The sequence below is a fragment of the Colwellia sp. BRX8-9 genome (assembly GCF_014077245.1).
Classification (GTDB): domain Bacteria; phylum Pseudomonadota; class Gammaproteobacteria; order Enterobacterales; family Alteromonadaceae; genus Colwellia_A.
This window is the reverse complement of the sequence record NZ_JACGVN010000006.1, coordinates 141,486-155,929: the sequence shown is the minus strand read 5'-3', so window position 1 is coordinate 155,929 and position 14,444 is coordinate 141,486. Positions and strand designations below refer to the sequence as shown.

10 protein-coding genes are annotated in these 14,444 nt (G+C 37.8%); 6 read left to right on the top strand and 4 right to left on the bottom strand.

Annotated features, from left to right (window positions below):
• The first annotated feature begins 86 nt into the window (after positions 1-86).
• Positions 87-2,177, top strand: coding sequence for an ATP-dependent DNA helicase RecG (gene recG, locus H4J70_RS07135; protein WP_182214574.1), 2,091 nt, complete (start codon positions 87-89; stop codon positions 2,175-2,177).
• Between the two features lie 49 nt (positions 2,178-2,226).
• Here recG and H4J70_RS07130 read toward each other — a convergent pair whose 3' ends face one another.
• Positions 2,227-4,848 carry an immune inhibitor A domain-containing protein gene (locus H4J70_RS07130; protein ID WP_182250801.1) on the bottom strand — a complete coding sequence of 874 codons (2,622 nt, stop codon included), beginning with the start codon at positions 4,846-4,848 and terminating at the stop codon, positions 2,227-2,229.
• Positions 4,849-4,869: 21 nt separating this feature from the next.
• On the bottom strand, positions 4,870-5,145 hold the full coding sequence (locus H4J70_RS07125; RefSeq protein ID WP_182244376.1) for a hypothetical protein: 276 nt from the start codon (positions 5,143-5,145) through the stop codon (positions 4,870-4,872).
• 173 nt (positions 5,146-5,318) lie between these two features.
• On the opposite strand from H4J70_RS07125, the gene ubiE reads away from it, so the two are divergent.
• The 4 genes from ubiE to H4J70_RS20625 all read left to right on the top strand — a co-directional run bounded on the left by ubiE (position 5,319) and on the right by H4J70_RS20625 (position 10,010).
• Positions 5,319-6,110 (top strand): bifunctional demethylmenaquinone methyltransferase/2-methoxy-6-polyprenyl-1,4-benzoquinol methylase UbiE, encoded by a 792-nt coding sequence (ubiE, locus tag H4J70_RS07120; protein WP_070375394.1) that lies wholly within the window; start codon positions 5,319-5,321, stop codon positions 6,108-6,110.
• 2 nt (positions 6,111-6,112) lie between these two features.
• On the top strand, positions 6,113-6,751 hold the full coding sequence (locus tag H4J70_RS07115; protein WP_182250800.1) for an SCP2 domain-containing protein: 639 nt from the start codon (positions 6,113-6,115) through the stop codon (positions 6,749-6,751).
• A 15-nt stretch (positions 6,752-6,766) separates the two neighbouring features.
• Entirely contained in the window at positions 6,767-8,332 is a 1,566-nt protein-coding gene (gene ubiB, locus H4J70_RS07110; RefSeq protein WP_182250799.1) for a ubiquinone biosynthesis regulatory protein kinase UbiB, read from the top strand.
• Positions 8,333-9,440: 1,108 nt separating this feature from the next.
• Positions 9,441-10,010, top strand: a complete 570-nt coding sequence (locus tag H4J70_RS20625) for a PEP-CTERM sorting domain-containing protein (protein ID WP_259368011.1) — start codon at positions 9,441-9,443, stop codon at positions 10,008-10,010.
• 1,146 nt (positions 10,011-11,156) lie between these two features.
• Here the strand turns inward: H4J70_RS20625 and rep are convergent.
• Positions 11,157-13,178 (bottom strand): DNA helicase Rep, encoded by a 2,022-nt coding sequence (gene rep / locus H4J70_RS07100; RefSeq protein ID WP_182221364.1) that lies wholly within the window; start codon positions 13,176-13,178, stop codon positions 11,157-11,159.
• A gap of 186 nt (positions 13,179-13,364) precedes the next feature.
• On the opposite strand from rep, the gene H4J70_RS07095 reads away from it, so the two are divergent.
• Positions 13,365-13,613, top strand: a complete 249-nt coding sequence (locus H4J70_RS07095; RefSeq protein ID WP_070375387.1) for a ubiquinone biosynthesis accessory factor UbiK — start codon at positions 13,365-13,367, stop codon at positions 13,611-13,613.
• 60 nt (positions 13,614-13,673) lie between these two features.
• Here the strand turns inward: H4J70_RS07095 and H4J70_RS07090 are convergent, their stop codons facing one another.
• Complete coding sequence (locus H4J70_RS07090) at positions 13,674-14,396, bottom strand: helix-turn-helix domain-containing protein (protein ID WP_182250798.1); 723 nt, start codon at positions 14,394-14,396, stop codon at positions 13,674-13,676.
• Positions 14,397-14,444 lie beyond the last annotated feature (48 nt).

Sequence of the window (14,444 nt, the reverse complement as noted above, 5' to 3'; positions counted from 1 at the left end):
TCGACAGCATTGCTGAAATTTTATAGCTAAGCCCTTAAATATGCCGTTTAGGTGATTTGACTATATGATAAAAGGACAATAACTTAGTGTCAAAAGGGCTAGCCAAACTCGCACAAATAGCCATCACCAGCTTAAAAGGTGTTGGTCCAAGCATGGCAGAAAAACTTGAAAAAGTTGGCTTGCGCTCACTACAAGATTTACTTTTTCATTTACCCAATCGTTATGAAGACCGGACTCGTGTTACCGCAATACGAGACTGTTTCCCTGGCGTTTTCACTAATATTATTGGTGAAATCACCGGTAGCCAGATCATTAATGGCAAGGGACGTATGTTACTGGTTACCGTTCAAGATGCTTCAGGAACCGTAAACTTACGTTTTTTTCGCTTTAGCGCTGCACAAAAAAATAGCTTAGCATTAGGGCTGAACATTCGCTGTTATGGTGAAATTAAACGTGGCGCTCGTGGTTTTGAAATAATTCATCCTGAGTATAAATCCCTTGATGAAGACCAAGCTTTAACCGAGGTAGAAGAAACACTAACCCCTGTTTACCCAACGACTGAAGGCTTACGACAAATAACTTTACGTAACTTAACCGAGCAAGCGTTAATTAGATTAGAACGAGGCCAAGTTGAAGAGTTATTACCTGAGGAGTTTAATTTGCAAAATTATTCTCTCGCGCAAGCTTTGGCGCTTATTCATCGTCCGCCCCCTGAAACTTCAGTAATACAGTTGGAAGAGGGTAAGCATCCAGCACAGTTACGATTAATAAAAGAAGAATTATTGGCGCATAATTTAAGTATGCTGAAATTACGCCAGTCTAGTGATGCTCATCGTTCAATATCTTTAATCGATGATAAAGTACTCAGTGATAAGTTTTTAGCCTCATTACCTTTTTCACCCACCAATGCTCAAGTAAGAGTGGTACAAGAAATTCGTCAGGACCTGATGAAAACTCAGCCAATGATGCGCTTAGTACAAGGTGATGTGGGTTCAGGAAAAACCTTAGTTGCGGCACTTGCGGCACTCACTGCTATCAGTAAAGGCTTTCAGGTTGCCTTAATGGCGCCAACAGAAATATTAGCAGAACAACATGCCCTTAATTTTAAAAACTGGTTTGAACCGCTTGATATCAGCGTCGGCTGGCTAGCTGGAAAAACGAAGGCAAAAGCAAGACGTAGCGCACTAGAGCATATCGAAAATGGTAGTATGCAGATGATTGTCGGTACCCATGCTTTATTTCAAGATAAAGTTATCTTTCATAATTTAACACTGATTATTATTGATGAACAACATCGCTTTGGTGTACATCAGCGTTTATCACTGCGCGAGAAAGGCGCTTTTGAGGGTAATTATCCGCATCAATTGATTATGACAGCAACTCCGATCCCTCGCACTTTAGCCATGACTGCCTATGCCGATTTAGACACCTCTATTATTGATGAACTTCCCCCAGGAAGAACCCCGATAAATACCATCGCCTTACCTGACACACGCCGTGAAGATGTAGTTGAACGCATTCGAAAAGGCTGTGTAGAAGACAATCGACAAGCTTATTGGGTATGTACATTAATTGAAGAGTCTGAAGTATTACAATGCCAAGCAGCAGAAGATACGGCGGTGTATTTACAAGAGCAACTAACAGAATTAAAAATTGGTTTAATACACGGAAGAATGAAAGCCGCTGAAAAACAGTCAGTAATGGAAACGTTTAAAAAAGGTGAACTAGACTTATTGGTGGCAACAACCGTTATTGAGGTCGGTGTTGATGTGCCCAATTCGAGCTTAATGGTCATTGAAAATCCTGAACGGTTAGGCTTAGCGCAACTCCATCAGCTACGTGGTCGTGTAGGAAGAGGGACAGTCGCTTCACATTGTGTCTTAATGTATAAAAGCCCACTCTCTAAAACCGCAACCAAACGCTTAGCGGTATTACGTGAAAGTAATGACGGCTTTGTTATCGCACAAAAAGACTTAGAAATACGAGGTCCAGGTGAATTTTTAGGTACCAAGCAAACGGGTCTCGCCGATCTAAAAATAGCAGACTTGCTCAGAGATGCGCATTTAATTCCAGAAGTACAGCAACATGCTTATCTTATTTGGAAAAAACACCCACAAAATGCCCAAGCGATTATTCAGCGTTGGATGGGCGATCGCGAATACTTTACCAATGCTTAAGCTGCTTTATATAGAAATAAAACAACTAAGCAAAAACGAAAAGCCTAAATTACTTTCTTATTATTCTCAATAAACACAAACTCAAAAATAAACCAAAGCTTATTGCTCCTCCACCTGAGGTTTTCACTTTTGCTGGTGCGGTAACAACAACAGCAGGTGCTTTACTAACCGTGATGCTTTTGGTCGTTTTAACGCTAAGGCCTGTGCTATCCATTACCGTTAATTCAACACTATAGTTACCAGCCTGAGAAAAAGTGTGACTAGGGTTTTGTATGTTGCTGGTACTATTATCATCAAAATCCCAAGCATAACTATATTGTGAATCGCCCCCTACTGGCATTGAAGTAAAAGTCACCACTAAATCATTAGCTGAATGAGAAAATGAAACGCTTAAATCGGACGCTTCCGAAGAGCTTGAAAGTGTTACGGTTGCCGAAGTACTATCAGAGCTCTGCAAGTCGACCTTCATGCTAAAGTCGAGTTTGGGTAGTATAACACCAGACTCAGGTTGACTTGGCGAAGAGTAATCATTGGAATCGCTAAAGAAACTCTTTGCAACATTATGCACATCACCGTTAAAAGGTTGTTGGTCGTATAAACTAAATGCCGCGTCGTGTATCTGATATGCCGAATTTCTGTTACTGCCATTAGACGCCATTACTAAGTTTTGATCCGCATCAACCACACCGATAAATAACTGGCCAGCATGCTCGTCTACCTTATTATCAGCAATATTTTCATTACGATACCAAAGCAAAACGCCCGCATCATAGCCGATATTTTTTAAGCGACTATCAACACTGGTATGACTGCGTAATTGAACATAATAGTAATGGGGTAAACCAGCAATTTTATCAGCTAAACGGCTAAAGCCCGCAAGTGTAGCTTGATTTTCTACTTCGCCATCGATAGCAAAGATCTCACTCGCACCATTGAATACTTTGATTTCATCTGCGACAAAGCCATAACCCCCTTCCGCTTGATCGGTAACATAATTAATTTTAATGACAACACTTTGTCCAGCAAAGCTAGCAAGATCAAAGGTTAAATCAGTCCATTTTAAATCACCTTCTGCATTGGCAATATCCGCTGAATTTCCGCTGATATATTCACCTATGCTGGGGTAATATGGATTGCTATTTTGGCTATGATTTCCCTTAATCACGGTGTCGTTTACTAATACCTGCAGGTAATCATAGTCTTGTTCTATTTCCCAGCGCGCTTTCATCGACAATGTCGGGGTACCTGCTGGCAGGTCGACTGAGAACGACATACTGTTTTCCAACATATCACCCTTATTAGAATAAAATTGATATTCTCCCGCGTAAGCTGCTGGAAAATCTAATACAGAGGGCGGTAAGTTCACCTTAATCTGGTTAACCGCAGTATGATCAACGGTACTAACCAAGGAGATACTCTCATTGTTTAATGTCGCAAAATCAACTTGCCGTTGAGTTATCCAGTTGCCTTGATAACGCTCCTGTAGATAATCACGGGCCAAAGGACTAAAAGCAGATGGGCGAGTTCCTGCTGGAGAGCCCAGCCAAGTACCAGAAGCCATAACTGACCATTCTGAAACGGGCGCCCCAATATCACTACTATCGATATCATATTCGTCAAGTAAACCTAAATCATGACCAAATTCATGGACAACAACGCCCGGAGCCGCATCAATCGGATTAATGGTATAACCAAACGCTTTTATCTCAGAGCCAGGAATAGTGGCTGGTTGATCACCCGCATCATTGAGCACAAAACTTCGATGTGACCAAATAGCATCTTCGGCTAAATTACCACCACCGGCTTCCTCACCGATACTCGCATGGAAAAGCATAATATGATCAATAATACCGTCAGGTTCATTAACATTTCCGTCTCCGTCAAAATCAAATAAATCAGTTTTGTCGTAAGGGGATAAATCTAAACCATTAGCAACAAGTTGTGTAACTGCTTCAACAACAAGCGCCTTAACATTTTGATCATTTTCGGTTTCTTCGTCGTTACTACCATAATAACTGGCATTATTCTCTGCAGTCACCCAGCCCTTAACTTGGCCGGTAAAAAAGAATTTCTGACCAGACTCATGTTGATAATATTGATAAGCCGATTCAATATTTTGTCCTGATGGACCATCAAATCCACTCGTAGAAAATAAGAGCTCATTATAATGAGCAGGCGAATAATTCGCATAAAACATATCGGTATCATTCGCTGACAAACCATTATCGTTATGCTTTAAATCATTAAAATCGATCAGTATCGCTAAAATATTAACCGTGGTTTCAACGTCAGTATCCGCTGTTTCTTGTAATAAATAATGGGCTATTTGCGTTTTTTTCAATTGACTATTGAAGCCCATCTTTTCACGGCGTTCTCCACTACTAAAACGTTCAGCGGCTACCACTTTTTTTGATAAGGCCTGAGGCAAAACTTTAGGTTGAAATGACTTTTTTATCAGATAGTTAGACAGTGCTTGTTTTTTTTGTTGGTCAGTGGCGTTTATTGACAATTCGCCTCTTTTTTCTAACCAATAGAGAATACGCTCTTTGTTAATAACACCAGCATCTGCTGGTGCACTTTTTGAAAAACGTTTTATATCATCAATATTTTCTGCTCGTAAAGGCAGCTGACTTATCAAGACCAACAAAGCTAATAGATAGGGTATCTTCATGAGTTTTCCTTGTGTAACTTGTTATTTAGCACAGTTTTTCAAAGCCGCGTTTTTCTTACGAATATAGTTATTAACTGCATGCTCTATTTCTTCATTAGATAATGAGCCATCAATTTTACCATTGGCAATTAACCGCTCTTTTAACTTTTGCGTGTTCTTAAGTGGTGGTATCGTTGACTGACGACAAACAATTTTTTTTATAATAACTTGTTCGCTGCTATTTTTAGCGGTTAGTGGTGCTGATGTTTGCTGACACCCCAGTAATAAAGTCATCACGACCCCTAAATAAAATTTCATAACATCGCCGTATATAACAATAATAATAACCATAATACAGCATATTAATTAGTGGATAAAGTTTAACCAGCACAGTCCATTTAATAAAAAACCCCACCACTTGATTTCAAGTGTTAATAATTGTGAAAAAATACGGTAAACTGTCAGTAATTTTAGTGATAAGTGAATGTTAGATGGCCGCTCAACAAGATAATCATCAAGAAAATGGATCAAATTCTTCAAGTGACAACACCACACATTTTGGCTTTCAAACGGTAGATAAAAACGAGAAAGAGTCAAAGGTTGCCAGTGTATTTCACTCTGTCGCCGCGCAATATGATGTGATGAATGACCTAATGTCTTTTGGTATTCATCGCCTTTGGAAACGCTTCACCATAGATGCTAGTGGCGTACGTCCTGGTAACAAAGTACTAGATTTAGCCGGTGGTACTGGCGATTTAACCGCAAAATTTTCACAGCTAGTTGGTCGTGAAGGTAAGGTTATTCTTGCTGATATTAATAGCTCTATGCTCAATGTTGGTCGAGATAAGTTACGTGACAAAGGTTTAGTACAAAATATTGAATACGTACAAGCCAATGCACAATACTTACCCTTTGAAGACAATACCTTTGATATTGTCACCATAGCTTTTGGTTTACGTAACGTTACGGACAAAGATATGGCGCTAAGGTCTATTTACCGCGTATTAAAACCCGGTGGTCGTTTATTGGTGCTAGAATTTTCAAAACCAGAACATCAGTTAATCAGTAAGGCTTACGACTTTTATTCTTTTAATATTCTTCCTAAAATGGGCGAATTAGTGGCTAAAGATGGTGATAGCTATCAATATTTAGCCGAGTCTATTCGCATGCACCCTGATCAAGAAACATTAAAAGAAATGATGGATTCGGCGGGTTTTGAACAGACAAGTTTCAAAAACCTTACCGGTGGTGTTGTTGCTCTGCACAAAGGGTATAAATTTTAATCGTGACAAACTTCAGTAGTCAGTTAATGTTTCAACAAACGCTTTGTTCAACCGTAGAGTTTGCCTTTAATCAAGCACTCGCAATCAGTGTTAAGGGTGCCGGTGTTTTGCAGACCTTAGAAGAAAAAACATTGACCATTTTATTAACTGAGTTAGGTTTTCCACTAAGTTTCTCTGTTAATAACAACAAAGTGTTAGTGACTGGTCTAACTGAACGTAGCGACTGTACAATAAATACGAGTATAAAAACCTTACGTGAACTAAAGAAAGAGCAACAAATTACGGAGTTAATCAAACAAGAGAAACTCGATGTTCAAGGCGACATTAAAGTTGCTCAACAGTTTGCTAATATTGCCCAATCATTAGATATCGATTGGCAAAGCGAAATTGCTCAGCATATTGGTGATATTCCTACTTATAAGTTGTCTCAGTTAGGTAAGCGCTGGGCGAAGAAAATTAATTTTGCCACACAACAGATACAAGCAGACGCCAGCGAATGGCTAGTGCATGAAAAACGCTTAGTAGTCACAGCCAGTCAACTCGGTAGTTTTAGTGAACAGGTTACTGAAATAACTAAGCAAACAAATACAGTAGCGGAACGTATTCAGCGACTTGCTGAAAAAATAACTCCCTTAACTTAATTCTCAAGGAACATTGTGAGCAGTTTACGACTTTATCGCATCATTAAAACATTTCTTCAATTTGGTCTTGATGAACTGATCCCAAGCCATATGATACCTTGGTATGCAAAATTCATTCGCTTTACATTATTCTGGTTACGTAATAAACACCAAGATAAGCCTTCAGCCTTGCGACTTCGCCTAGCGATTGAATCTTTAGGTCCGGTGTTTGTAAAGTTTGGCCAGATGTTGTCAACCCGTCGTGACTTACTTCCTGAAGATTTTGCCAACGAACTAGCATTGCTGCAAGATCAAGTACCTGCTTTTGATGGTGAATTAGCCAAAGCTATTGTTTTAGAAGCCATAGGTGAAGAAACATTTAATCAGCATTTTAGTGATTTTAATAGTAAACCTCTTGCTTCGGCGTCAATTGCCCAAGTGCATACAGCCACCTTGCTGCAAGACGGACAACCTTTTGAAGTAGTCCTTAAAGTTTTACGCCCCAACATTACTGAGACAATTTTAGCTGACGTAAAAGTCATGTCGCTATTTGCGGGTGTTGTTGCTAAATTTTTACCTGATGGTAAACGACTACGTCCAAAAGAGGTCGTTAATGAATACCGAAAAACGATTGTTGACGAACTAGATCTCAACCGTGAAGCCGCGAATGCAACCTTATTAAAGCACAATTTTTCCCAGGGTAATGCCAGCGATAGCGTATTATATGTCCCCAAGGTTTATAGTGATTTTAGCCATGAAAACGTAATGGTTATGGAACGTATTTATGGTATTGGCGTTGGAGAGATAGCGACACTTCAAGGGCTTGGCGTAGACATGAAATTACTTGCTGAACGTGGTGTTGAAGTGTTTTTTACCCAAGTATTTCGTGACAGTTTTTTTCATGCTGATATGCATCCAGGCAATGTTTTTGTCGATGCAACAAACCCTGCCGATCCAACATGGATAGCGATAGATTGTGGTATCTGTGGTACGTTAAACCGTGAAGATAAACGCTACTTGGCCGAAAATTTTGTCGCGTTTTTTAATAGAGATTATCGGAAAGTTGCCGAGCTTCATGTCGACTCTGGCTGGGTACCAATCGAGACCAGTGTTGATGAGTTTGAATTTGCTATTCGCACTGTTTGCGAACCGATATTCAACAAACCCTTATCAGAAATATCTTTTGGGCAAGTGCTGGTAAGCCTTTTTAACACCGCCAGACGATTCAATATGGAAGTACAACCACAATTGGTTTTATTACAGAAAACCTTACTCTATATTGAAGGCTTAGGCCGACAACTATACCCACAACTAGACTTATGGCAAACCGCTAAACCTTTCTTAGAGAATTGGGTAAAACAGCAAATGGGTGTTAAAGCCGTATTTAAAAAGATAAAAGAGAATCTGCCTTTTTGGAATGAAAAACTGCCTGAAATGCCAGACCTGCTTTATGATTATTTAAAAACGACCCAAGTAACCCGTCAAAAGCAAATGCACTTATTCACTGAATTAAAAACGCAGCAACACAAAAATCATAAAGTTATTATTGGTACTTTGCTTTTTAGTACCTTATGTATTTGTGCAGCCATTATATTTCACTAATACCTGCTTCAACTGTCTGAGTAGATATCAGTAATGAGGTTATCTCACATTAATCTAAGCTGAGATAATTACTTCAGGAGATATCCGTTTGAGGACTAAATCTAAGTTGACGTTATCGGCTTGAGACGACAAAATATTATTATTTTGTGCCTATTTGAGGTCATAACTACTAGTGTTCTAAAGGCCGCTAACCGACAATATAGTCGCTAACGTAACGACCTTTAACGACGGCTAATGCCAAAGCCTACCTATTTTGGCCTTAATTAACCCTAAAAACAGTCCTTTTTACCACCATTGCTGCCAGTCAATTTTGAATTATTAACGATCACTCTGAGCGCAAAGCGGAATAAAAAAATTTAAATTGTTTGTGTAGATCAAAATCGACTGTACACCCGTTAGTTGACCTAAACAGCTCAGATAGCTAACTTTAAAATATTAAACTCAAAGTCTCCAGAGATTTCTGTTACTAGATGCTTAAATGAAACTGAGGTTATCGTTAACGGAATGAAAAATTAAAGGTTGCTTTGCCAATGTCCAACTTTCACGTACAACGGATAAAATTCCGTTAGTACGCAGATATCAAATATTATAATCTTTTTTATTTTAAATTCATAAATACAAATAAATATGGTCGATCATTTAAAAAAATAGCTTAGATCTGTATTGATATCAACGAATAACATCTCAAGCTAACTGATTACAAGTTAGCTGCTTGGTATTAATAATGCATTATTTATATCGACTCTCAGAGTTATTTAAAAGACGAATAACAATAATTAACACTACTAATGTTTAATAAATAGCACTTATGAAGTACATATTTTAGGTGATTAGAAAAACAGTTCTGCTAATTTATATCTAATTGCCAGTAGTATTCAATCACCTAACTGTGTATTTATAGATAACATATCGTTAATTTATGTAATAAATTCATATGATTGATGTCAGGTTATTTTACAGCGCTACATAATTAAAACAGCATAACCCGCCAAAGCATTGAAATTAATAGATATTTTATACTGGCGTGATTTTTGCTATAAGATTGATATCTTATTATTTAATGATTCCCTACCAAAATTAATGGAAAGGGATATAACAGGAAATTCAAATGAAATTCAAATTTTTAAAGATGACTTTTTCGGCTCTAATTATGTCACTCAGTGGTCTTGCTAATGCAGGATTAATAACTCTAGATCCTGATTCGCTTACCACACCTGGAGGAAGTGTTACTTACACTGGACTAATCTCACCAACTACTACTTTTTCAGATGCCATTTTTACGTTAAATATAGCCGGAGATTTTGATAATAATGATAGTTCAGAGAGCGTTTTGATTTCTATCGAAGGTTTTTCTCTTGGTCGAATATTTGATAACATTACTCTTAATGATTTATTTGATTTTTCCAATGACGATTATATTGGAAATCATAGTAATATGGTTAATATGACAGGAGTAGCGGTAATAGCCCAAATCGATTGGGCGACCATCATCGCCGATGGCATGGTTAATATTACCTTTGATTTTTCTTCTGGGGTTAACTGTTGTACACCTCCTTATGCATTTACGAGTGGTAATATAACATTTGATAGTGTGAGCGTTCCAGAGCCATCAACAATTGCTATTTTTGCATTAGGAATGATTGGTTTAGCATCGCGTCGATTTAAGAAACAATCTTAATATAGTCTATTAATATTAGATTCTAGAAAACACCAATTGTCATGATTGGTGTTTTTTTTGTTTCTACTGATAAGTAAATTAGGTTTTTTCATCGTAAAACCATCACCATAGGATACTTAATCCTTTGCTATGCCAAATGTATGAAAGCCTTCAGACACTTTAACTGATTATTCAGCACTACTGGTGTCAGTTTTATAGTTTTTGACAAAAAATCATCCATACATAACCTATCCTTTTTACGAATAATTGTCGAAATTGTCGCAGTTAAATAAGCAAAGGCTTATGTCAGCTGTCGTATCAAAGTGATCGTTATGACGGATGATTTTTATTCGTAAATTTAGACCGCTTTGCCGCAAAATTTAGTGCTCTGAGATGGAAGCCGACTGGCAGCAATGAACTTGAAGCAGACTTTGTAATTTGTGCGTTACTCGCTTTCACAAAGTGCGTAAGTTATTTTTACAAACCCGTAAAATAATGAATAGGAAAACCACCAACAATAAATTATATCTGTTGAGCTGTTTTAATTTTAGATGACCTTATTGTATGTCTAACATTTCAACTTATATTCTGACCAATGCAAAGTATTACCTAACAAAACGACACTGCCAGAAACAATCAAGATTGCTGTACTCAAAATACCCGTCATAATGATACATTCCGCTATACCTCCATCGTCACAATCTCCTAGCTCCCCCATTTGAGTGGATTTTAAGGTTAGTTTTTTTGTCACCATATCGCAGTCATAATAATAAGGCTGGTCAGGTGAAGAAGAGGGAACGAACGCACATGAACTGATGGAAATTCCCATAAAAAAACTCAACAGTACTTTCTTTAAACTCATCAACTGCGATATCCATATAATTAATTTTTCATTAAAAGTTTGACCAATAAAAGACTTATCAGCTTTTATTAAGTTAGAGGTCGAACTTTGTGTAGATTAATTATAATGAAATACAAAACATTAACTGTTCAGTTTTTGTATTTCATTTGTTTAACTTTGTAAGATTATTTTAATTTTCATGGCAAATTTTTAATAAAAAATAACGCCTCATTGAAGCAAAGAGGCGTTATTTTATTATCATTAATGGCGGGCTTAATTGAAGTTTTTCTATTTTAGCTACCTTTAGCCAAAACATAAAAAAGTACTTATTTATTTTTATTCTTGAGCATATCACGCAAATTCGCCACACCCATTTTAGTGGTTTTGTCTTTGTGCTCTTGGCTTTTTTTAGTTTCTGTTAGCTCCCAACTTAAATCGTCTTGCGGTAATTCGTGTAAAAATCGACTCGCTTCGGTGCGAGAAACTTCACCATATTGTCGGCGCTCTTTGGCATAAGTAAAAATCAATTCACGTTGCGCACGGGTAATTCCCACATAAGCCAATCGACGCTCTTCTTCAACATTACCTTCGTCCATACTTGTTTGGTGTGGCAATAAACCTTCTTCCATGCCAATCAAGAAGACATAAGGAAATTCTAGCCCCTTAGAAGCGTGTAGTGTCATTAATTGTACTTGGTCAGCATCGTCTTCATCTTCGCCACGTTCCATCATATCGCGCAAGGTTAAGCGGGTTACAATGGCTGGCAATAACATAGGCTCTTCTTCTTCATCCCCTTCAAGCATATTAGTTACCCAACTAAAAAGTTGCGTAACGTTTTTCATGCGCATTTCTGCCGCTTTTGGGCTAGGCGAAGTGTCGTACAGCCAATCTTCATAATTTATTTCACGGATCATCGCTCTAAGCACGGCAGGTGTATCACCTCGCTCCGCGTGATCGCCAGTTTCAACTAACCAACGAGTAAACCTTTGCACATGCACTAAACCACGACCGGTTAAATGCTGTTCAAGCCCCAACTCAAAACTAGCGGCGAACATACTTATTTGCCGCATATTGGCGTAATTACCCAGTTTTTCTAGTGTCGTGGGTCCAATCTCTCTACGTGGTACATTAACTATTCTTAGAAATGCATTATCATCATCAGGGTTCACCAGAACACGTAAAAATGCCATCATGTCTTTAATTTCGCTGCGTGAGAAGAATGAAGTCCCGCCGCTGATCTTATAAGGAATACGGTTAAGCATTAATGCTTTTTCTAATAAGCGTGATTGATGATTACCACGATACAAGATCGCATAATTTTTAAATTTACTTTTGTTTAAGAACTTATGACCAATTAATTCACCGACCACTCGCTCAATTTCATGCTCTTCATTTTTCGCTTGAATAACGCGCAGTTCAACGCCATAAGCCAACTCACTAAACAACGCTTTGTCATAAACATGAGGGTTGTTCGCGATTAAAGTATTGGCACACTTAAGAATACGACCACTTGAGCGGTAATTTTGTTCTAACTTAATCAACTTAAGTTGCGGAAAATCTTCTCCGAGTAAAACAAGATTTTGCGGTTTCGCACCACGCCATGAATATATAGATTGATCGTCATCGCCAACAACCGTTAACAAGGCCCGTTCACCCGCAATTAATTTTACTAACTCATATTGGCTGGCATTGGTATCTTGATATTCATCAACCAATAAGTACTGAATTTTTTTCTGCCAGCGTGCTTTAACGTCAGGAAAGTTTTTTAATAACAAGGTAGGGATTAAAATTAAGTCATCGAAATCAAGCGCGTTATAGGCCTTCATATGTTTTTGATAGAGCTGGTAAAATTCAGCAAACATCGTGGTATCTGCATCACCAGCCATTTTTATCGCGGAGTCAGGTAACATTAAGTCATTTTTCCAATTGGAAATCATGCTCTGTAATTTACTCAGTAAATCTTTATCACCATCAAGCTCATCATGTGTTAATTCTTTTAATAAAGACAACGTGTCTTGGTCGTCAAATAAGGTAAAACCGGGTTTATAACCTAAGGTTTTAATTTCTTTACGAATAATATCAAGACCCAGCGAGTGAAAAGTCGAAACGGTGAGACCTCGCGTTAAACTTTTGTCCATCATCTTAATCACACGTTCTTTCATTTCTCGTGCGGCTTTATTGGTAAAGGTTACTGCCGCAATATTACGAGCTTTGTAATCACATTTTTCAATAAGATAAGCAATTTTCTTACAGATAACCCCTGTTTTACCACTACCCGCGCCGGCTAAGACTAAGCAGGGGCCAGTAACATATTTTACCGCTTCATTTTGTCCGGGGTTAAGTTTCATAGTGTTCAGTTTTTCAGATAATTAGATTTTCAGGGCGATGATTTTACCTTGTTTGCTCTATATCGTATATACCCGCGCACAGGTCAAACTCTACATTGTTAAATATCTTGTAGTTAATAAATTAGCCATTGGCAAAACCATTAAATACATTACAATGAGCTCATTGATGAACTAAGGATAATGATTATGTTTAACGCTAAAAAGATTGAAGAAATCGCCAAACAAGTTTCTGATGCAATTCCACCTAAATTCAAAGATATAGCTGCAGATATTGAAGAAAAAACCAAAGTGGTGTTACAACGAAAATTAACACAGCTTGACGTAGTTTCTCGTGAAGAGTTTGATGTTCAAACACAAGTATTATTAAAAACACGTCAGAAACTGGCTGAGTTAGAAAATAAGCTCGCTGAAATCGAAACTAAGTTAGCTGAATAAAGTCACAAATAGCGATAAGTTATTATCGGTACAACTAACTTATCGCTTCTAAGAGTATGACTAAGTGACTATTTTATATATACGCCGCTCTAAAATAAAGCCCATAATTCCCATGAAAAACAAGAATACACCCGCTATTCGTAGCCATGCATTTATTGGCTGAGCAATCATTTTTTCACTATCAGCACGATAAAGCCGAAGACCTTTTGGTAATGTTACTACATAGTTTTTCCCTAAGAACTTCTCAGACAATATGAATTTTTCGTCCTTACGTTGTGTCATCTCCATCTTCTTTTTATAGTAAAGCTGGTTTTTTACATCTTCTCGCGGGATCATCTTCTCCCAATCATCAAATATATCTTTTGGCTCTCCAGCTAAAACAACGCCTTGAGAATAGTACCCAAACTGTACCTCTGGAAACAATATTTTACTTTGCCCGACATAGAATAAAGTAAGCGCAAGGACAATCAGTGCACTGCATATATAAAGATAACGCCTTTGATTTAACATTTGTGATTGCTGTTGCTGCTTTAACCAATACTCTATATCAGGTATCTGCTTAAGCTGAGACTCAGCGTAGCGTCTGTCGAATGCAGCTATAAAATCAGCTAAAGATAACTCATAAGCGGCTAATAACCTTCTAAAAACATCATTTGATGGCATTGACTTATCATTTTCTAACTTTGATAAATAAGATTGCTCTATTCCCGTTAAATCAGCTAAATCAGGCTGACTTAATGCTTTTTCATTTCTAAGTTTTTTTAACTGTTCACCAAGCGTCATTTGCTTTTCCTTTTTAGATTAAGTATTAAAATGCCGTCGACAGCAGAC

What these genes read in the sequence shown, in the direction of transcription:
- H4J70_RS20625 (WP_259368011.1), top strand. Translation starts at nt 9,441, where the DNA reads ATGAAATTCAAATTTTTAAAGATGACTTTTTCGGCTCTAATTATGTCA.
- H4J70_RS07090 (WP_182250798.1), bottom strand. Translation starts at nt 14,396, where the DNA reads ATGACGCTTGGTGAACAGTTAAAAAAACTTAGAAATGAAAAAGCATTA.
- H4J70_RS07095 (WP_070375387.1), top strand. Translation starts at nt 13,365, where the DNA reads ATGTTTAACGCTAAAAAGATTGAAGAAATCGCCAAACAAGTTTCTGAT.
- H4J70_RS07130 (WP_182250801.1), bottom strand. Translation starts at nt 4,848, where the DNA reads ATGAAGATACCCTATCTATTAGCTTTGTTGGTCTTGATAAGTCAGCTG.
- H4J70_RS07125 (WP_182244376.1), bottom strand. Translation starts at nt 5,145, where the DNA reads ATGAAATTTTATTTAGGGGTCGTGATGACTTTATTACTGGGGTGTCAG.
- ubiE (WP_070375394.1), top strand. Translation starts at nt 5,319, where the DNA reads ATGGCCGCTCAACAAGATAATCATCAAGAAAATGGATCAAATTCTTCA.
- rep (WP_182221364.1), bottom strand. Translation starts at nt 13,178, where the DNA reads ATGAAACTTAACCCCGGACAAAATGAAGCGGTAAAATATGTTACTGGC.